Origin of the sequence: Pseudomonas cucumis, assembly GCF_030687935.1 — a bacterium.
In the GTDB taxonomy this organism is placed as follows: domain Bacteria; phylum Pseudomonadota; class Gammaproteobacteria; order Pseudomonadales; family Pseudomonadaceae; genus Aquipseudomonas; species Aquipseudomonas cucumis.
This window is the reverse complement of sequence record NZ_CP117454.1, coordinates 2,906,157-2,927,316: the sequence shown is the minus strand read 5'-3', so window position 1 is coordinate 2,927,316 and position 21,160 is coordinate 2,906,157. Positions and strand designations below refer to the sequence as shown.

Annotated in this window: 15 protein-coding genes and 1 pseudogene; 14 read left to right on the top strand and 2 right to left on the bottom strand. The window is 55.6% G+C overall.

Going from position 1 to position 21,160, the window contains the following annotated elements:
- Positions 1-101 precede the first annotated feature (101 nt).
- Positions 102-1,097, top strand: coding sequence for an aldo/keto reductase (locus tag PSH97_RS13355; RefSeq protein WP_305449586.1), 996 nt, complete (start codon positions 102-104; stop codon positions 1,095-1,097).
- Positions 1,098-1,146: 49 nt separating this feature from the next.
- On the opposite strand, the pseudogene PSH97_RS13350 reads toward PSH97_RS13355, so the two are convergent.
- Positions 1,147-1,575 (bottom strand): annotated as a pseudogene (locus tag PSH97_RS13350) (hypothetical protein); the annotation flags it as partial.
- Between the two features lie 313 nt (positions 1,576-1,888).
- Here PSH97_RS13350 and PSH97_RS13345 point away from each other — a divergent pair.
- Complete coding sequence (locus PSH97_RS13345; RefSeq protein ID WP_305449584.1) at positions 1,889-3,883, top strand: methyl-accepting chemotaxis protein; 1,995 nt, start codon at positions 1,889-1,891, stop codon at positions 3,881-3,883.
- Between the two features lie 148 nt (positions 3,884-4,031).
- A complete protein-coding gene (locus PSH97_RS13340) occupies positions 4,032-4,478 on the top strand; it encodes a DUF411 domain-containing protein (protein ID WP_305449583.1) in 447 nt (148 codons plus the stop codon).
- 140 nt (positions 4,479-4,618) lie between these two features.
- Here PSH97_RS13340 and PSH97_RS13335 read toward each other — a convergent pair whose 3' ends face one another.
- Positions 4,619-5,215, bottom strand: coding sequence for a TetR/AcrR family transcriptional regulator (locus tag PSH97_RS13335; RefSeq protein ID WP_305449582.1), 597 nt, complete (start codon positions 5,213-5,215; stop codon positions 4,619-4,621).
- A gap of 523 nt (positions 5,216-5,738) precedes the next feature.
- On the opposite strand from PSH97_RS13335, the gene PSH97_RS13330 reads away from it, so the two are divergent.
- The 11 genes from PSH97_RS13330 (at position 5,739) to glgA (ending at position 21,147) form a co-directional block, all read left to right on the top strand.
- Positions 5,739-6,752: an SDR family oxidoreductase gene (locus PSH97_RS13330; protein ID WP_305449581.1), complete on the top strand. Its 1,014-nt coding sequence runs from the start codon at positions 5,739-5,741 to the stop codon at positions 6,750-6,752.
- 80 nt (positions 6,753-6,832) lie between these two features.
- Positions 6,833-8,353 (top strand): class I adenylate-forming enzyme family protein, encoded by a 1,521-nt coding sequence (locus PSH97_RS13325; RefSeq protein ID WP_305449580.1) that lies wholly within the window; start codon positions 6,833-6,835, stop codon positions 8,351-8,353.
- Positions 8,343-8,954 carry an HAD-IB family hydrolase gene (locus tag PSH97_RS13320; protein ID WP_305449579.1) on the top strand — a complete coding sequence of 204 codons (612 nt, stop codon included), beginning with the start codon at positions 8,343-8,345 and terminating at the stop codon, positions 8,952-8,954. Before PSH97_RS13325 ends, PSH97_RS13320 begins: the two co-directional genes overlap by 11 nt.
- Positions 8,955-8,957: 3 nt before the next feature.
- Entirely contained in the window at positions 8,958-10,721 is a 1,764-nt protein-coding gene (locus PSH97_RS13315; RefSeq protein ID WP_305449578.1) for an FAD-dependent monooxygenase, read from the top strand.
- Positions 10,722-10,839: 118 nt separating this feature from the next.
- The gene (locus PSH97_RS13310) at positions 10,840-11,925 is read left to right on the top strand and encodes an acyl carrier protein (protein ID WP_305449577.1); all 1,086 of its coding nucleotides are present in this window, start codon (positions 10,840-10,842) and stop codon (positions 11,923-11,925) included.
- Positions 11,926-12,006: 81 nt separating this feature from the next.
- Positions 12,007-15,450, top strand: a complete 3,444-nt coding sequence (locus PSH97_RS13305) for a beta-ketoacyl synthase N-terminal-like domain-containing protein (protein ID WP_305449576.1) — start codon at positions 12,007-12,009, stop codon at positions 15,448-15,450.
- Between the two features lie 60 nt (positions 15,451-15,510).
- Positions 15,511-15,987, top strand: a complete 477-nt coding sequence (locus PSH97_RS13300; RefSeq protein WP_305449575.1) for an SRPBCC family protein — start codon at positions 15,511-15,513, stop codon at positions 15,985-15,987.
- An 84-nt stretch (positions 15,988-16,071) separates the two neighbouring features.
- Positions 16,072-16,770, top strand: coding sequence for an outer membrane protein (locus PSH97_RS13295; protein WP_305449574.1), 699 nt, complete (start codon positions 16,072-16,074; stop codon positions 16,768-16,770).
- Between the two features lie 189 nt (positions 16,771-16,959).
- A complete protein-coding gene (locus PSH97_RS13290; protein ID WP_305449573.1) occupies positions 16,960-18,003 on the top strand; it encodes an alpha/beta fold hydrolase in 1,044 nt (347 codons plus the stop codon).
- Between the two features lie 14 nt (positions 18,004-18,017).
- A complete protein-coding gene (locus PSH97_RS13285; protein WP_305449572.1) occupies positions 18,018-18,965 on the top strand; it encodes a D-2-hydroxyacid dehydrogenase family protein in 948 nt (315 codons plus the stop codon).
- 595 nt (positions 18,966-19,560) lie between these two features.
- Positions 19,561-21,147 (top strand): glycogen synthase GlgA, encoded by a 1,587-nt coding sequence (gene glgA / locus PSH97_RS13280; protein WP_305449571.1) that lies wholly within the window; start codon positions 19,561-19,563, stop codon positions 21,145-21,147.
- The last annotated feature ends 13 nt before the right edge of the window (positions 21,148-21,160 follow it).

The following is a 21,160-nucleotide window of genomic DNA, read 5'->3' as shown; positions in this document are numbered from 1 at the left end:
CTGATTATTTAGAAATTACGAACAGTGATCGCAGTTTTAGCCGGTTTATCTTGTTTCTGTCGAGGTCAACAATGGGATTCAATTCACAGGGAGATGACTTCATGCAAACACGTCAACTGGGCAAAAACGGTCCACAGGTGAGCGCGATCGGTCTGGGTTGCATGGGCATGACCGATTTCTACACCACGGGCGTGGACACCCGCGAAGCCACGGCTACTTTGCATCGAGCACTGGAACTGGGAATCAACCTGCTCGACACGGCAGATATGTATGGCCCGCATACCAATGAAGAGCTGATCGGCAAGGCCATTGTCGGCAAGCGTGAGCAGGTGTTTCTGGCCAGCAAGTTCGGCATTGTCCGCGATCCATCCAACGCCGGCGCACGGGGTGTCAACGGTCGACCGGAATATATTCGCAATGCAATCGACGGCACCCTCAAGCGCCTGGGCGTAGAAACCCTGGACTTGTATTACCAGCACCGCATTGATCCGCAGGTGGCCATCGAGGAAACCGTCGGCGCCATGGCAGAACTGGTGAAGGCCGGCAAGGTGCGTTACCTGGGATTGAGTGAGGCATCGGCCGCCACGCTGGAGCGAGCGAACAAGGTTCATCCGATCAGTGCACTGCAAAGTGAGTATTCGCTGTGGAGTCGCGATCAAGAGGAGAACGGTTGCCTGGCCGCGTGCCAACGCCTGGGCGTTGCTTTTGTGCCTTACAGTCCATTGGGCCGGGGCTTTTTGACCGGTGCGCTGAGAAGTCCGGATGACTTCGCAGCCGATGACTACCGTCGCTTCAGTCCACGTTTCCAAGGAGAAAACTTCGCAAAAAACCTGTTGCTGGTGCAGCAGGTGCAGGCTCTGGCCGCCGACAAGGGTGTGACGGCAGGCCAACTGGCGTTGGCATGGGTCCTGGCTCAAGGGGATTACCTGATCCCGATACCAGGCACCAAACAGCGCAAGTATCTGGAAGAAAATGTGGCTGCTCTGGACGTGAAGCTGAGCCGCGAAGAATTGCAGGCCCTGGAAGCGATATTCCCGGCCAATGCCACGGCAGGTCTGCGTTATCCGGAAGAAATCATGAAGTTGCTTGATCGGTAGCAGGTACCCGGCCCGTTCGAGCGTTCGAGCGGGCCAGCGCTGTCAAACATCACGCCTTGGACTTGACACCCTTGTCGGTCGGGGTCGTACCGTTGCCCTTGCCGTAAGTTTGCAAGTTCTGCAGTACGTAGATCGCCGTCTTGTATTCCGGAATCAGGCCAGCGGCGTACTTGTCACCCTTGATACTGTTGTTCTGAATGGTGTCCAGTTGCGTGGCGAAATACTCCAGCGCATTGAACTTCGCATCCGGGTCTTTCTGTACGCCAAATCGGTCAAACTTGTCTCCGGCATTAAGCAAGGTCATCGAAGTAATATCGGAAATCAGGCCTTTGCTTCTCAAAAAGGCACTGAGATTGCCCAGTTGCTTGGCGGAGACATTTTCCGGATCGAAGCCCTTGATGTTCCGGTGAAGTTTCTGCTCATCCATCTTCGCCGTATTCAGGGCATTGGGATTGTTCCCCACCAGTGCCAGCATCTGCCCTCACGCCACCAACAAATATTTCCGTTTTTTACAATTCTTGTACATTTACGATACATACATAAAATCGCCCAGTTTCATTGGTCTACATGAACCTTTCGATAATGGCGCGGATAACTAATCAGGCTTTTATGGACGCCTTGGTTAGTTTGTTTGTATCAATGCGAACACGTTTCGCCTCATATGGCACATCACCTCGAAAAATCTTGTACGATCGTACCTAAAGCTCGACCTTCAGAAGCCGATATCCCTTCGACGCCCCGATTTTCAAACCCATATCCAATAATAAAAACGCTGCACAAGGACCGGTCCCATGCCCGCATTTCGTACCATTCAGGCTCGCTACACGCTGTTTCTGGTCCTGTTCATCCTGCTGTTATCCATCCTTACCGTGGTTGGCATCAGCCAACTCGTCGCGCCAAAACTGCGTCATACCGAGGAACAAGTAGCCCTCAATCGCATCGCCGAAGTGGCCGAGCATATCCAGGGTGAACTGAACAAGGTGCAAGCCCAGCAGCGCAGCATCACCCAGACCATTCCTCTGCTCGATAGTGCCGCCATCGACACGGTGTTGCCGGGCCTGGTTGATCAGTACGGTGAATTGAAAGTCTTCGGTGGCGGGATCTGGCCGTTGCCCGGTCAGCGCGAAGCCGGGCGCAACAAGTTCAGCACCTTCTGGCACCGCGATACCTCAGGCAAACTGGCGGTCAATACGTTCTGGAACAGCGACGCCGCCCCCAACTATTTCGATCAGGCCTGGTACAAGGGCGGCATGCAAACCCCACGTGGCCAATGCGCCTGGGCGGCTGCCTATAAAGATGACGCCAGTGCTGAACCGCGCACCAACTGCGCCATGGCCATTCAAAAAAATGGCGCGGCGTACGGTGTCTCGACCATCGACGTGACGCTGGGCTTCTTCAATGACCTGGTGGCGCGCAAGGAAAAAGAGCTGGGTGCCGAGATGCTGATCGTCGAGGCCGACGGCAAGATAATCAGCAACAGCTCGCGAATAAGCGGGCCGATCGTATTGAAAAACATCGCTGAACTGACCGGACAGTCGCCATTTGCCGCTCAGGTCAAGGCCGGACTGGCACAGCGGGACCAACCGCTGCAACGGGTCGAGTTCGATAACAAGGGTGAAGCCAGTACCTTCTTCATGCGTCCCATTGAAGGTACACCGTGGTTCCTCGCCACTGCCCTGCCGACCAAACTGATCACTGCCCAGCGTGACGATGTGCTCAACACGTTGAGCCTGTTGCAGATTCCGATGGTGATTCTGCTGGTGTTGCTGCAGGTCTACGCCATCCGCCAACTGATCCAGCGCATGAAAGCGTTGAAAGCCAACATCGACGCCTTGTCCACGGGCGATGCCGACCTGACCAAGCGCATCACCATCCGCGCCGAAGACGAGCTAGGCGCCATCGGTCATTCGGTAAACACCTTTATTGCCTATTTGCAGAACATGATTGGCGAAGTCACTCAGGCGACGGGGGCGATGGCGTCGAGCCTGGAGAACTTGCAACGGACTTCCGCTCACACCAGCCAGATTCTGGTGCGTCACGCTTCGGAAACCGATCAGACCGTCACCGCCATCACCGAGATGAGTTCGACTGCTGACAGCGTCGCGCAGAACGCCGCCGAAACCGCCGCTTTCACACAACGCGCGAACGAGCACGCGGATCGCTCCCGCGTGGTGGTCGGCGAAGCGTCGAGCAGTGTGGTGGCGTTGATCACTGAAGTAGCAAGTGCCACCCATAAAGTCGAAAGCATGCAACAGGACGCTCAACGCATCACCGAAATTCTCGGGGTGATTGGCGCCATTGCCGGGCAGACCAACTTGTTGGCACTCAACGCCGCCATCGAAGCGGCCCGGGCGGGTGAGCAAGGTCGTGGGTTTGCGGTGGTCGCCGATGAAGTCCGCGCCCTCGCTGCCCGCACCCAGGCTAGCACTTCGGAAATCAACGAAATGCTGACCCGCCTGACCCAAGGCGTGAGTTCGTCGGTCAGCGCCATGGAAAACACCCAGGTCAGCTGTCAGTCGGCCGCCGACGCCACTGCGCGGGTCAACTCCGGCCTGGATGAAATGGCCGGCTCCGTCAGCCACATCAATAGCCTGAGCACCCAGATCGCCACCGCCGCCGAGCAGCAAAGCGCAGTGACCGAAGAGATCAATCGCAGCATGGTGCAGATTCGCCACATGGTCGACGAACTGGTGAAAAGCGGCCAGGCCAGTGAACTCAACACTCAGCAACTGCTGGATGCCAACAGCCGGGTGAGCACGATCATGGGGCGTTTCAGGGTTCGTTGACTTGCAACACGCAGGGATAGCTCCCTGCGACGGGGGGCTTGCCGCCTCGCCACAATGTTACCTGTATTACTTCGAAACAATCCCCCTGCCTCTTTGTGGGATAAGATGGTAATACATACTTTTGGCCACAACCCGAGACGAGACTTCCATGCGAACTCATCTGCGCCTGATCGCTCTAAGCGCCCTCTTCATCTCTTCCCTGGTCCAGGCCGCTGATCTGATCCCCATCGAAGTTCACCGCGACGCCAATTGCGGCTGCTGCAAAAAATGGGTCAGCCATCTGGAAGCCAATGGTTTCAAAGTCGAAGACCACGTCGAAGCCGACATGAGCCAATTCAAGCAACAACACGGCGTGCCACCTCGCCTTGCGTCCTGCCACACTGCCTTGATCAACGGTAAATTCGTCGAAGGCCACGTGCCGGCCGATCAAGTACTCGCTTTGAGTAAGCGGGACGACCTGTTGGGGGTTGCTGCTCCCGGCATGCCCATGGGCTCGCCCGGCATGGAAATGGACGGCATGAGTGATGCCTATCAGGTGATCGGACTGAAAAAAGACGGTACTGACATGGTGGTGGCGGACTACCCCGCCCATTGATGTTCAGCGCATCGATCGGGTTGGGTGGAGATGATGGCCTGAGACTCTCGGCATGAACACAGAGGGGCCTATTCGCATCCTGCCCGAGGCTGAGCCTCGGACATGCGGAATACCGTACGTATTACAAGAATGGTAGCGTTCTACAGAGGCTCTGCTGTCTGAATAAGCGAGTTCAACACGAGCTTTATTTCAGAGGCCGGATCTTTATGCCCTTGCAGTATCAAACCTTCCGACAAAGCGGTGAAGGTTCTTGCAAGAGCGGCATACGCCAAAGGAGGCTTCTTGCCTGCATGATTAAATATGATGGTAATCAGCTTGCCCAAGGCTTCACTATTCTCCTGATGCAGATCGTAGTAATGCTTTGAGAACTCTTCATCGCGCAAGGCGATCAGTTGCAGTTCAGCATCAAGAATTGCACAACTGGCATTATTTTTAAGTGTGTCAATATAAGCATTCAATCCATGGGTCAGCTGTTCAGATGAAAACCCCGAACTCAGGGTAACGCTCAACCGATCTATTTCAACTCTCTTGAACCGCTGAGTCAATTGCAAAAGCAAGTCTGACTTACTTGTAAAGTTTGAAAAGAACGCGCCCTTCGAAAAGCCGGCATCCTCGGAAATAGCGTTGACGCTGGCCGCGTGAAAGCCTTTTCTCACCATAAGGTCAGTGGCGGTGTCGAATAATTTATCTCTTGTTACTTGCTGACTTTCTTCTCGACCTAATCTCTTTTTAATCACGCTTTCGGCTCCTTTTAGCCAAACCAAAAAATCTAACTGCAACTGGATGCAACAGATCTGCTACTCCCTGCGCAAAACCTGTTTTAACTATCATATCTTATACTAGGCTTTCTTAATAACTTTACAGTTAAACTTTTAAGGAGAGCCATGTAAATGCACTATATTGGGGCAGGCGACGAAGGATCCAAAAGGACTGCTCCGATGATTTTTCGTTGGCATTACAAGCGTTTACAACTCATAAAGAGGCCGGTATCCAGCCTGATGCGTGCCTTCCCTGCCACGGCTGTCTTGTGACGCCCCAAGGAGGCAGACGATAGGCACAACGCTCTAAACCGCTGATTTTCGAGTTTTAGGCCGGGCTCGAGGACGTCGACCTTGCGGCGACAACGAAATACCACTTGATTTTCAGATACCAAATGGTTTTTACTTGCCGCCGTTGATGTAGCCAGCGCCTGATCTCGCATCGAACCCGGTGACATCAATCTCAATGCAGTAGCAGGTTACTCACAGGAGTTGGATTTTAATGGAATATGCCTTTGTTACAGGCGCTACAGGCCTGCTCGGTAATAATGTGGTTCATGCGCTTTTAAAGCGGAATATCAAAGTAAAAGCGCTGGTCCGCTCCGTCGAAAAAGCCAAGAAGCAGTTCGGCAATCTTCCTGTCGAATTTGTCGAAGGCGACATGCTCAATGTCGATGCCTTCAGCCATGCCTTGCACGGCTGTGATGCCTTATTTCATACGGCTGCCTATTTCCGCGATAGTTACAAAGGCGGAAAGCACTGGCAGAAACTTTATGACACTAATGTGATCGGGACCGAGCGACTATTCCAAGCCGCTTATGCGGCTGGCATTCGTCGCGCAGTCCATACTTCATCCATTGCCGTTTTGAAGGGCAATAGAGATCAAGTAATCGATGAAACAATGTCTCGCAATGAATCGGAGGCTGACGACTATTATTTGAGCAAAATAATGTCTGAACAAAAAGTTCAGGAATTTCTGTTGCAGCACCCGGATATGTTCATCGCCATGGTATTGCCGGGCTGGATGTTTGGCCCCGGGGATATCGGTCCCACCTCATCAGGACAGTTCCTGCTCGACTTTGTCGGAAAGAAATTACCCGGCATACTGCCTGGAAGTTTTTCCGTTGTCGACGCCAGGGATGTAGCAGAGCATCAACTCGCGGCAATCACACGCGGCCGATCCGGAGAACGCTACCTGGCAGCCGGCAATCACATGGACATGAAAAGCATTTTCCAGGCGCTCTCCAGCGTCAGCGGCGTAAAAGCGCCGGAGCGCAAAGTGCCACTGTTCATGCTACGTATAATTGCCTTGATCTATGAAGGTTATTACCGAATCACGAAAAAGCCGGTGCTCATCAGTACCTCCACTGTCAAACTCATGGAGCAAGAGCAAGGGCGCACCCATTTCAGCCACAACAAAAGCCTAAAGGAATTGGAGTGCAAGTTCCGCCCCGTGGCGGAAACATTGACCGACACCTTGGATTGGTATCGGAAAAATAATTATATTGATGCTTAATTGAAACATTTTATATATAGCCTGCCTCTGTAGTACTTTTTTGTCTAACCATAAATTCAAGGATTGAGAGAGGTTGGTAAATGAAAAGCCTTTCATCTAAAGAAGGTTTTCTGCATCGGTTCGTCGGTTTTTCAAAGTCTTTCCCTGATCACATTGCTATCAGGAATCTGGACGCGGAAGAAGAAACTGTCACTTACCGAGAGTTGCGAATAAAAGCTGAAGAATGCAACGGTGCCCTCAAAGCATTGAATGTATTGCCGGGAGACAAAGTAGCGCTTGTTTTACCTAATGGGGTGGAGTTCATCGCCTACTATCTGGCGATCATCGGGCGCGGTGCGGTTCCGGTCATTCTCAACTACAAACTGACGCCTTTCGAAATGAACAGCGTCATCAGCATCGCCAGACCGACGCTGGTAGTGACCACCGAACCGCTATTCGAGCAGCATCGCGAGACATTTCAGCTTGCCTACGGCATTCAGCACTCCTTGGTGTTGAACGCCGCAAGCGAGCCGTCATCGCCCCTGCCCGACAATGCAACGGCGGACTCTCGGCTGCCGAGACAGCCCGAGCCCTTGTTATTGCCCGAGGGCAATCCGATTGTCTCGGTACAGTTCACCTATCGGGGCATCGGCAAACCGCTGGCCGTTTCTCACCGCTACCTTGACCTGACGCAATCGAGCGATGGGCTGCATGAGCAGTTTCATCTTCAAGGCGTGGGGTCCGTTCACCTGGTGACGCTGCCGCTGTATGCCATCTTCGGCCTGTCCGTAATGATGGTTTTCCCATTGAGCGTAGGCGCCACCCTGTTAATGACCAATACCCTGCTCAATAGGGATCTGGCAGAAGTTTTATCACAACATAAGGTCACCTTTGCCTGCCTGGTGCCGGACGTCATTCGCTACTTCAATACGCGACTGGCCAAACGCAAGGGCGCGCTTTTGCCGATGCACCCTCAGCTGATGATTTATTCGGGTGGCAGCCATCTACCAGCAGATGAAGCCGAAAAACTAGGTCGGCTGCTGGGATGCAATCCGGTGCTGCAAGGCTATGGATTGACCGAGAGCATGCCGGTGATTGTCCAGAGCTCGATTGGCAAGGTCCATCGCGGCGCCATGGGCCAACCGATTAGTGGCGTAGAACTGCGGGTCGTTGATGCCGAGGGGCGGGATGTCGCACCTGGACGCATCGGCGAACTGCTGATACGCGGCTCGATGGTGATTGACGGCTATAACGATGCAGAGGACGCCAACGCCCGATTCTTCCGTGATGGCTGGCTGCACACGGGTGATCTGGTCTGGCGGGACGACGATGGGCATGTGTTCTTCTATTGCCAACGCCTGCGAATCTCGAAGATCAAAGCGCAAATGGTCGACCTGACGGAAATCGAATCCATTGTGTTGAAGCATCCGGACGTGGTGCGCGCGAAAGCTTACATCGTCCCGGACAACAAGGAGGTAAACGTACTGCACCTGTGCGTTGAAGGAAGCGCTGACCTGACCCAAAGCACTATCTCTACCCTGCTTTCGCGCTACCTCTCGGGCTTCAAGTTGCCCAAAACCATCGAGATCATCTCTCTCAAGGAAGAGATTCATGCAAGTTAATGCCACTCAACCGGTACTGGCCGTTTTCGACTTTGACGGCACATTGACCGACCGACACACGTTCTGGCGCTACATGCGTTTTATCGTGGGCACCCGATCGTTCTGGCTCAGGATCATTCCCCTGCTGCCCAAAATGCTTAGTGTGATCCTTGGCATCACGCCGTTGATGCAAGCCCGACTGGCGTTCATCGCCTGTTATCTGGGCGGTCTGTCAGTTGAGCAAGAGCGCGAACATGCCAAGTACTTCATTACCGAGCAGCTACCACTCTGGCTCAGGCCCGAAGCCCTGCGCCGGCTGCAATGGCATCAATCCATGGGGCATGTCACTGCGCTGGTCAGCAACTCGCCGGAGAACTACCTGATTCCCTGGGGCCAGGCAGCGGGTTTTGACTATGTCTGCGGCACCCGCCTGGCGACTGCAAAGAACAAACTGACGGGCGGGATATCCGGGACCAACTGTGTTGAGAGAGAAAAAGTCACACGGCTTAAAAGCTGCCTGAGCAACCTTGATGACTTTTACATTTATGCCTACGGAGATTCATCGGGTGACGATGCTCTTCTCGGTATTGCCAACTCTCCCTTCTACAGAAACTGGTACTGACAGATGAACACGCTGAGCACTTTGGCCCCCAAGCACTTCAGGCAACCCGGTGACACCCCGACAGTAATGATCGTAGGCGCCGGCCCTATTGGCCTGTCCCTGGCAATCATGCTGAAAAAGTGGGGCGTCTCTTTTCGCATTATTGAAAAGAATGCCGGTCCCTCGACCGCTACCAAAGCGATGGCCATCCATTCCAGAACCCTGGAAATTTTTCGGGATCTGGGTGTTGCCGATCAGGCCATCAGCGACGGGTTCACCATCAACCAGTTTTCGGTGCAGTCGAACGCCAAACGGGTGCTGAACTACAACTTCTCCTGCCTGGATGCCACCTATCCCCTGCTTCTCAGCCTGCCACAGCCGCAAACAGAGAAGATTCTGCTCGAGCGACTGAACACGTTGGGTGCAGATGTTGAGTGGAATACCGAACTGGTCGATATAGAAAACCAGCCGGGATCAGTGCGGATGACGCTTCATCATGCAGACGGCAGCGACGAATCCTTTTCCAGTCGCTGGGTGGTCGCGTGCGACGGTGCTCGTAGCAACATTAGAAAACGCCTTGATATGACCTTCGAAGGATCGTCCTACGACCGATTCTTCATGCTCGCCGATGCCGACATCGAGTGGTCTGGAAGCAAGGACGAAGGCGCTTTCTTCCTGGGTGCACAGGACGGTTATGTGGCGGTCGCGCCGATCAGCGACCAATCCCGTTATCGACTTTTCATCGAGATGCCCTACAACCTGCCACCTGAAGGTGAGCGCCCTTCCTTGAGCCTGGAGAACTTTCAGCGGTTGTGCGAAGGACGTGGGCAAAAGATGACGCTGTCCAATATTTCATCGACGACCATCGCCTCTTTTCAACATCGCCGCGTGCAGACGCTGCAACAGGGCTCTGTGTTTCTGGTGGGCGACTCGGCGCATATCGGCAGCCCGATCGGTGGCCAATGGATGAACCTGGGGGTTTCCGAGGCCTATAACCTGGCGTGGAAAATAGCCTATGTCGATCAGGGCCTGGCGGATCAATCATTGCTGGAGAGCTACAACGAAGAGCGCTATCCGGTTGCCCTGGAAGTCGAAAACACGGCACACCGACTGACCGGCCTGATTACGGTGAAGCACCGCGCCCTCGTTTGGTTGCGCGACAATGTCCTGCCACTGCTGAGCAACCGGCGCAAGGTTCAGCGCAAACTGCCCTCGATGATTTCCGGTCATCAGTACCACTACGGAAAAAGTGATTACATTCAAGAATCGCTGACGAAAAAGCAGCGCAAGAATTGGAACAAAAAAGGCAAAAAAACCGAATTTCAATCCTCTGTGCCTCGCGCAGGTCAACTGGCTCCCGATGTCGAGTTGTGGCAACTGCAAGGTATGCCGTCAAAACGCTTGATCGACTTGTTCCACGGAACGTTCACGTTGTTGATTTTCAGCGCAGCCGATCAGTTTTCTCCTTTGTTACCGGGCTATTACTCGTTGGCCGAGTCGGTGGAGAAGGACTACCCGGGCATCAAGGCTTATTGCGTTATTGATGCACTCAATAGCGCCGAGCTGCCTTCCTGGCACTCGACGTTGCTGGACCCCGATTGGCGGTTGCACAAGCGTTACCATGCCAAAGAGGGCACGTTGATGCTGATTCGTCCTGACGGCTACATCGCTTTTCAGGGGATCGATGCAATGACGCTCTTCACTTATCTGAACGTAAGATCCGGGCTGCTCAAGGGCGCCAGAAAAACAACATCTTTCGAGATCGACGCAGTGCAACTCCAACTTTAAGTCTCTATATGGCTACTGCCAGTTTGGTTCATTGATTCACACAAGGCCCATTCGTGGGCCATGACTTTTGATTTCGTACTTATAGAAAACATATACCGACTTTGGTTAGGAGAACCTCATGCGCTTCCAACTCAACGATGTTGTGCAGGAATTCATCGTGTCCAATGGAAAAATAGCTCATAGCTATTTCTCTCTTTCTGAAAAGATCATTGATTCACTTTGCGAATCCAATGTAGCAAAAGAATCAATATTGATGCGTGTGCTCGAGCAGGCCGAATCCGTCACTGCGCATTACTTCAATGCTCATCAACAAGTCCTCGAGGGCGTTTATGCCCATGGGATTGAAGCCCCCGTCAGTAAAAACCTTCCAGTGCTGGAGCCCGTGCACTCGAACTCGGTAATACTGGCATCGGCACCTGTTGCCGAGCAAATGTCTCCACTGAGCTACGGCCAATGGCTGCGCACCGAAATAAGCTCGGTCACAGGGTTCAAAAAGGAACAAATCGACTTCGATCAAAGTTTCGAGAGTCTGGGTATCGACTCTCTCGGACTGGTCGATATTTTCGAATCCCTGGGCCAGCACTTTCCGGAAAAGAAAGAACTTACTTCGCAGCTCTTTAATGCCCCCACGCCTACCGCTTTGCTGGCGCGACTTGAAGCCGACCCGCTGGCGCCTGCCGTGGATGTCGAAGCATGGGTACTAGAACAACTGGCGAATATCACCGGTTTTACCGTTGACCAGATCGATCTAAAACAAAGCTATGAAAGCCTGGGCCTGGACTCCTTGGTACAACTGGACTTCCTGGAGTCGGTCGTCGCGTTGTGGCCGCAACTCAAGGCCAACAGCACTGAGCTGGCCAACGCCAAGTTGCCAGAGGAAACCATCGCCCTGATTAAAGCCGTCCTGGCCAGCCCCGAGTTGATATCAGCAACATCTTTCCAAGAACAATCACCCGCCACAACGGACTCCCAAGGGCAGATAAGCCATCTGCTTTTCAACAACCTGTCACCCCTGATCCCGGACGCCCCACAGTCGATCGACATTGAGACACCCTTTGCACAGTTGGGGCTCAACGGGTTTGCCCGAGAAGCACTCTGCCAGTCTATGGCGCAACAGTGTTCCGCCAGCGAGTTTGCCGGTGAGGCGCTGATGTCGCGTCGTACGCCGCAGGACGCCTTGTCGCTTCTGACAAGACTGAGCTGAGCACTGAGCCGCTGAAAAAAATGGCATGGAATCCGGGTGATCGAACAGATCACCCGGCATTTGGCAACCAGGAGACAGGGTATGAGTGGCGCGGTAACAACAGAGGGCGATTTTTGCTTCAGCGCAATGGCTGGCGAGTTTCCTGGGGCACCGTCAACGGATGCGCTTTGGCACTTGCTTTCGCAAGGACAGATAGCGCCCATCCATTCGATGCTGACACGTTGGGAACTGAATAAGGCGTCGATCTATTCAGCAAAGGCAGGAGAAAAGGATCGCACTTACCTGGACAGTGCTTTTTGCCTGACCGATGACACATCAACTCCTTCGCGGCATGAGGGACGGCAGGTCGCCATCGGTAAGAAAGTACTCCAGACACTCCTCGCCCAGCTTTCCGGACAAGGCTCGGCACTGATCAAGGAACGCACCGCCTTGGTGGTCGCGACATCCTGGAGTGACGAGAGTTATTTCGCCACAGGAATGTCCGCAAAAGCCGATGCCACAACGGGCTCTTCATCCCAAGGCTATACGCCGGGAGAACAAGTGGCTGAGCTGGCAGCGGCGTTTGCCTTCGGTGGCCCGGCGTTATCGGTAGACACTGCCTGCAGTTCGTTCCCCTATGCAATCGATATGGCTCAGGCCCTGGTCAAGAGCGGACAAGCGGATAACGCGATTGTCATGGCACTGAACACCGTGTTGCCACCGGCGCTGTTCCTGGGGTTCTCGCAGTTGACCGCCTTTTCCTCCCGGGCCCAAATGCAGGCGTTCGGCCAAGACGCGGACGGCATTGTGCCGGGCGAATGTGCAGTCGCCTTTCTGGTCGAGCCCCTATCCCAGGCCCTGATTGCGCAGCGCCGTCCCCTGGGCGTTTTGCGGGCATTGGGACTTTCCGCCGACGGCGCCGAAGGCTCTGTGTTTGCCCCTGGCAAACAGGCCCAGTTCACGGCTTACCAGCGTGCCTATGTCGGTCTTGATCCCAACGATGTGGATTACATCGAGACCCATGGCACCGGTACACCGCTGGGTGATGCGACAGAACTGGGCTCGTTGAACAGCTTCTTTGCCCCCCACCGCACAGACGGCAAAAAAATTACCATCGGTTCGATCAAGTCCGTCATTGGCCACCCACTGGCCGCCGCCGGAGGCGCTTCGCTCGCCAAGGCGTTGATGATCTTGCGTCATAAAGGTATTCCGCCTCAGCCCGCCTACCGTCCCAGCGCAAAAGTCGACGAGACCTGCCTGCAGCTGGCCACAGAGCAGGTACAGCCCCTTGCTGATCGTCAGTCGGCAATCCGGATCGGCATCTCAAGCTTTGGTTTTGGCGGCGCCAATGCGCATCTGGTGGTGGATGAGTACATTCCCGACAACCGCCCTGTCGTCCCCGTGGCCGTCCCTTTAGCCGCCCCCGGCGTGCTGATGCTGGACCTGGCCATTGTCGAGGCGGAAGCGGCGATCGGCAGTCACTGCTCATTGCAGTCATTCAAGCAACAGCTTCATCAGCCTGCAGCACCCTCAGTCATTTTCCCTTATGGGCGTTTCGTTGATTACACCGCTGCTCCAACTCAGCCTTTACTGGGAAAATTCCTGGCGCAGGATCGCGTCATCGATATCGACGGTTTCGGCATGGGCCCCAAGCCGCTGGCCCATGTCGATCCGTTCAAGCTGTTGATCACCGATCGCGTCAACCATTTACTGCGACGCCTCCCGGCGGGTGTGGCCGGCTCATCCGGCACTGCGATGGTCATGTGTTGCAACATGGGTGGCGAACGCTTCAGCAATGCGTATAGCAGCGCTCACAACTTCTACGGCCAGGCTCAAGGCATGCCACCGGGCGTGGAAGTAACCGACGTGGCAACCATGTTGCCGAACATGTTGTCCGGCTACCCGGCGCAGATTTTTGACTTCAAGGGTTTCCATCAAACACTGGTCGGCACCCCGGGCCTGTTCTGGCAGACCTTGCTGGCTTCGCAGCAATGGTTCAAGGAAGGCATAACCACGCTCTTGCTCGGTGCAGGGCGCTTTATCAGTGCTGAAATCGAGATCGAACGCGCCCGACACTCGGCGACCGTGCAAGGCGAAGGACTGGGGCTGATTGCGCTGCGTCCTTATCAACCGGATTCCAGCGACAAACCTTTGCTGGTGATCCGCGCAGCGGTCCTCGCCCATGCCGCGAACTCGCTGGATGAGGCTTGCCAACTGCTGGGCAAAGAGCGCCGTCATTACCAGAACATTGAAGTCTGCGAGCTGCGGCCTGATGCGGCTCATGCAAGTGGATCACTGCAGGAGATGACCGGCTTCCTGGCTGAAGCCAGTGGTATCGAAACCCTGCTGGCGGTGATGCTTGGTACATCGGCTCACACGGTGATCGAGGTGCGCGAAGCCGGCAAGGCAGTGATGTGGTTATTTACTGAAAAGCTTCAGGAATGGAGCCCGGCGGCCGAACCCGCCCCTGCCATCAAGCATCCCTTCACGTTGCGTTTTGCTCACTCGGCACCCCACGAATTGCAGCAGGTCATTGCGCCTGCCCGCCCCGTCAACCTTGTCCGCGAGCCGCAACAGGACGGCGTCGACGTGCTGCAACTCAGCGACACGCTGACCAACACCCTGCTCTCAGGGCTGCGTGTCAGAGTGCGCGCCATGGAGAGCCTTTTCGCCCTGCACCGTGGCGCTGAAGTGCAGCGCCCGGCGCACTGGCAACGTTGCCCGGAAAACATCGTGATTGCCAACGTCCAGCGCAGCCCCCAGGCACTGCAAGCCCAGCTCGTGGTGAATGAAGCGCACCCTTATTTCTTCGATCACCCTCTTGATCACATCCCCGGCATTTTATTGCTTGAGGGCGTGTTGCAACTGATTGAACTCGCCATGCCGCCACTGAGCGGGCGGGTCGCCTATGTAAAAACCCTGACTATCAAGTTCCAGCAATACGTACAAAAGCAGGGTGTGATTGATCTGCATCTGGAACAAGGCAAAGACCCCCAGGTATTCAATGCGAAGGTCATGCAGGCCGGAAAGCTGATGTGCACCTGCATCCTTGGGATGGCCTACAGCTCGGCGTTCGAGACATCGCCCGCCGGCGAGTTCACGGCCACTCGCTGCCGTGACAAGGCCTTGTTGCACAAGGCCAGAGAAGAAAACGTCATCGTCAGTGACATGAGCGGCATCGCTCAGGGCTTGAGCGTGGACACGCTCAAGCTGCCGCAGGAGCACTTCTTCCAGGAGGGCGACCCCGAGCACTATTCGATGGTGTATTTCCTCGAAGTTGCCCGCCAATGCTACATGCAGATTGCCCATAGCTATCTGCGGATTCCACTCAATACCCCGATGAACCTGCTGGCCTTGAGTTTCACCCTGGATCGGCCAATCCCCAGGAACAGTCCGCTGTCATTGGCACCGCAAGCCGGTTTTGACGCACAGCATCAGCCGTTCAAAACCAACCGCATCTATATCGACCTGTTCAATCGGGGAGAAAAAATCGGTCAAGCCAGTATTACCGCTCAAGTGCTGAGTCGATCCGCACCCGCTGCCTGAGGCACTGAATTGATCTCCCCTCTCCAGCATGACCACGCCCCCAACAACCCAGGTGTCGCAGTGAACGATGTCAAAGTGCAAGTCATAGTCAAATCGCCGCCTTCTGAAATATGGAAGATCTGGAGCAATTTTTCCGAAGCGCCGTTATGGGATACCGACGTCAGCCATTGTGAACTCAATGGCCCGTTTCAACCTGGAGCCCAAGGCAAATGCATCCTTAAAAATGGCCTGAACATGCCGCTGAAACTCGAAGAGGTGAAGATGCATGAAAGCTATCGGAACACGGCAAGACTGCTTTGGATCGACCTTGAATTCGATCACCAGATGCGCAGGCTTTCCCCGAATGAAACCCATGTCATCCATACCGCCAGGATCGCTGGCCCCTTGAGTTTTTTATACCGCGGGCTGCTACGCAAAATGCTGACCGCGGCAATGACCACTGCACTGGACAACCTGTGCACGTTGGCTGAACAACGAGCGAATGCCATCAGTCCCCCAAGGCTCGAAAAACCTGGAACGCATTTGCACCGCGTATGAAATATCCCGGGAGGCCGAGTGCTGAACGCTCGCTCCCGAACACCTTTCGCTTACTTATCGATAACGGCACACTTCGGACCGAGCATGAACCTACTAAAAAAACCTCAGTATCTCGTGATGGGCGTCATTGGCATGGGCTTTATCGCCCCAGAGTCCAGTTCCGCCGGCACGCTCGGCCCCTACGTCAGTGTCATGGGCGGCCTGAACTGGGTTGCTGCGCAGGACCTTAACCAGAACAACCTCGACTTCGTCGAGATGGAGTTCAACCAACCGTTAGACTCCGGCTACGCCACCGGACTGGCATTGGGCTGGCGATTTCCCATCGGGCTCAGACCTGAAGTGGAACTCAGCTACCGCAAGAACTCCCTGACCCAGTTCAATAACCGGGTCTACGAAGGCGGCGGGAGCATTGACGGCAAAGGTGAAGAGGAAGCCACCAGCCTGATGGCCAACCTCTGGTATGACGTCTTGAACCTGCCAGCACCCTTCAGTCGGTTCACCCCCTACGTTGGCGGCGGCCTGGGTTACACCACCCTGTCGGTCAGCGGCCTGGAAGCCGGCGGCGTGCAGTTCGGCGATACTCATCGCGACACCGTATCGGCCTACCAACTCGGAGCCGGGGTAAGTTTCGAGCTCACCGATCAATGGTCCATGTCCCTGGACTATCGATACCTCAAAACTCGCGAGGCGCACTTCGGTGACATTCAAGGCCTGCCCCAAGGCGATGTGCGCACTGAATACAGCGCCCAGTCATTAATGCTCGGCCTGAATTATTGGTTCTAAGCGGTTAAACCGATCGGCGCCTTGCACTGGCAAGGCGTCGCTACGACAAGCTGATTTCACTCTAGGGTGGGTTGGACCTTGCTACACGGGGCTGGATGGGTTGAACGATCATGCAAGGCCATGGCCTATGTTTAATGTCGCCCTAATCATGCCGATCCAGCATCGGCAGATTTCCTGTGGAGTTCCCCCATGTCGCCCACTTTCTCCCGCTGGTTGCCCGGCCTGTTACTGACGGCCGCTCTGCCCGTTCTCGCTCACGCCCAAGACCAGAATCAGAGCGAAACGCCGGAATACGGCCCCGAACTTCAGGGCTTCGAGTACCCCTACACGGTCAAGCACTTCACCTTTGAGTCCCAGGGCAAATCCCTGCAAATGGGTTACATGGACGTTGCCGCCCAAGGCAAGGTCAATGGACGTAGCGTGGTGCTGATGCACGGCAAAAACTTCTGCGGTGCCACTTGGGATAGCTCGATCAAGGCGCTGAGCGAGGCCGGTTACCGGGTCATCGCCCCCGACCAGATCGGCTTCTGCACTTCAAGCAAACCGGATCACTATCAATACAGTTTCCAGCAACTGGCATTCAATACCCAGCAACTGCTCAAAGCCCTGGGCATCCAGAAGGCCACCCTGCTCGGCCACTCTACCGGCGGCATGCTCGCCACCCGCTATGCACTGCAATACCCCGATCAAGTCGAACAACTGGCGCTGGTCAATCCCATCGGCCTGGAAGACTGGAAAGCCCTTGGCGTGCCCTATCTCACGGTTGACCAATGGTATGAACGCGAGCTGAAAGTCACGGCGCAAGGTATCCACGACTACCAGCGCAGTACCTATTACGATGGCCGCTGGAAGCCGGAATTTGACCGTTGGGTGAACATGTACGCAGGCTTGGCCAAAGGGCCGGGTAAAACAGCGGTGGCTTGGAACTCGGCGCTTATTTACGACATGATCTTCACCCAACCGGTGTACTACGAGTTCAAGGACCTGAAAGTACCGACCCTGCTGCTGATCGGCACCTCCGACACCACGGCCATCAACAAGAACATCGCACCACCGGAGGTCAAGGCGAAAATCGGTCATTACGACGTACTCGGCAAGCAAGTGGCGAAACTGATTCCACAGTCGACGCTGATCGAATTTCCTGGCTTGGGCCACGCACCGCAGATGGAGGAACCGGCGAAATTCCATCAGGCGTTGCTCGGCTGGCTGAACCAAACCCATACCGTTCCTTGATGAGGTAAAGGCTGATGCAGATTGCGGTGATCGATGACTGGCAGGACGTAGCTCGCGACGTGGTGGACTGGTCGGTGCTGGACAGCATCGGCCAGGTGAGTTTTATCCATGACTACCCTGCCGACAACGAAACCCTTGCCGAACGGCTTGGCGCATTCGAAGTGATCTGCGTGATGCGCGAACGCACCCGGTTCGACGAAGACCTGCTACGCCGCTTGCCCGCACTCAAATTGCTGGTCACCGGCGGCATGCGCAACGCTGCCCTGGACCTGAAAGCCGCCGCCGCGCGGGGCATTCAGGTCTGCGGCACCGACAGCTACAAACATGCCGCCCCGGAATTGACCTGGGCGCTGATCATGGCCGCGACCCGCAACCTGGTGGCCGAAGCCAACGCCTTGCGCGCAGGTTTTTGGCAACAAGGGCTGGGCGGCGACTTGCAGGGCAAGACCCTGGCGATCCTCGGTCTGGGCAGCATCGGTCAACGGGTCGCCCGGTTCGGTCAGGTGTTCGGCATGCGGGTGATTGCCTGGAGCGAAAACCTGACGACCGAACGGGCTGCCGAGGTCGACGTCACCTATGTCAGCAAACAGGAACTGTTCGAGCAAGCCGATGTGTTGTCGGTCCATCTGGTGCTCAGCGAGCGCAGCCGAGGGCTGGTGGACGCGCAGGCACTGGACTGGATGAAACCCACGGCATGGCTGATCAATACCGCCCGTGGTCCGATTGTCGATGAGTCGGCATTGATCAAGGCGCTTCAGAAACAACGCCTGGCGGGTGCTGCGCTGGATGTGTTCGAGCACGAACCGTTGCCCCGCCATCATCCCTTCAGGACGCTGGACAATGTACTGGCCACGCCTCATGTCGGGTATGTCAGCCGGCAGAATTACCAACTGTTCTTTTCACAGATGATCGAAGACATACAGGCCTGGGCGGCTGGGCAGCCAATTCGGATTCTGAACTGAGACCGCGTTATCGTTCATCGCGGGCAAGCCTCGCTCCCACAGGATTTGTATAGGCCGTAATACCGTGACCGACACAAATCCTGTGGGAGCGGGCGTGCCCGCGAAGAGGCCCTAAAACTCACCACACCTCCCCAAATTCTGCGCACCACCATGGCGCACATAACCTCCCATCACGCCCGATTATCGTGACTTTCCGGTCCCGATTTGACCCACACCAGAAAATAAACCTGCCCTTCGTCGGTGCGTCTCCCCGCAAAGCCCTATGCCTGTACCCTCTTTTAACCGATTGTCGAACAATTTCACCCGTTGGCCGACCCCGCTCTAAGTTCTGGCCTAGACTGATTTTCGCGGAGTAAAACCGGCTGGTCACTCGGTGAAAATAATCGAAACTTTTGGTGCTGGCCTCGTGTCAGGTGAAAGGTAGGGCCACAGCGACTGGTGCATTCCTTGCAACAGCCACTTCACCCATTCTGCTTCAGCGCATGGGCAGCACTTGCTCACCGATGCGTAGCGCGTTTGCGCCCGGCCACAGGATTTGGCCACGAACACCGTTTGTGCCAGGCCTAGAATTAGATCAACAACACGGGAGATTCATATGATCAGTGCGGCTTTAGATATCCAGGGAGAACGTGCTCATCAGCAGGTCGGGGAAACGAGCACCGTCGGTGTCCTCAGTGCCAAATCAGTCAATATGCCGATCCCCAAAAAGCTGACACCGGTAGCCAGTCAGAATCCCAATAAAAAGAAAGTCCTGTTCGTTACCTCGGAGATTGCCGATCTGGTGAAGACCGGAGGTCTTGGCGACGTTTCCGCCGCACTGCCGCGGGCCATGGCGCATCTGCATGATGTGCGGGTGCTGATCCCCGGGTATCCGCAAGTGATGAACAGCGAGAACCCGATTCATATCATCGGTGAACTGGGCGGGCACGCAGCGTTGCCGCCCTGCAAGATCGGGCGCATGGACATGCCCGACGGCCTGGTCATTTACGTGTTGATCTGCCCTGAATTGTACGAGCGCGAGGGTTCGCCCTACGGCGCCAACAACGGCCGCGACTGGCCGGACAACCATATTCGTTTCGCCCGGCTGGGCCTCGCGGCGGCCGACATCGCCGCCAACCTCGCCCAAATTCACTGGTGCCCGGACCTGGTGCACGCCCACGACTGGCCCGCCGGCCTGGCCCCCGCCTATATGCACTGGCGCGGCCAACGTACCCCGACCCTGTTCACCATCCACAACCTGGCGTACCAAGGCGTTACCAGCCTCGGCTCGTGCCCGGAACTCGGTATTCCCATGCATGCCTTGCAACAGGAAGGCATGGAGTTTTACGGCAAGATGTCATTTCTCAAGGCCGGCATGGCCTACGCAAGCCACATCACCACGGTCAGCGCGACCTATGCCCAGGAAATCACCACCCCGGCCTTCGGCTGCGGCCTCGACGGTTTTCTCGCTGCCAAGACCCAGCAAGGCCTGCTCAGCGGGATTCCCAATGGCATCGATGAAAGCTGGGACGCGGCCACCGACCCGCACCTGTTCCACCCGTTCGGCATTGGCGACTGGGACGGTAAAGCCGTGAATGCCGCGCACGTCCGCAGGCTGTTCGACCTCGAAGACTCTGAAGGTCCGCTGTTCGCCGTGGTCTCGCGTCTGGTCTACCAGAAAGGCCTGGACCTGACCGAAGCGGTAGCTGAATTCATTGTCGCCAACGGCGGGCAGATCGCGATTATCGGCCGTGGCGAACCGGAAGAAGAACAAGCCATGCGTGAACTGGCGTTGCGCTTCCCCGGCCAAATCGGCGTGCACATCGGTTTCAATGAAACCGACGCCCGCAGGATGTTTGCCGGCAGTGATTTCCTCCTGATGCCTTCACGTTACGAACCCTGCGGCTTGAGCCAGATGTACGCCCAGCGCTTCGGTTCATTGCCGGTGGCCCGCAATACCGGCGGCTTGGCGGACACCATTGAAAACGGCATGACCGGTTTCCTCTTCGATGAATCCACCGTAGAGAGTTATCGCGAAGCCCTGAGCCGCGCATTCAAAGTGTTCGCCTTCCCCGGCCTGCTCAATGCCATGCGTTGCCGGGCCATGACTGCGCCTTTCAACTGGTGCAAGGCGGTCGAACCCTACGCCGAACTCTACGAACAACTGGTGGCTAAAGCGCTGGGAAAATCGGGCAAACAGTAAGAGGCTTTCAACG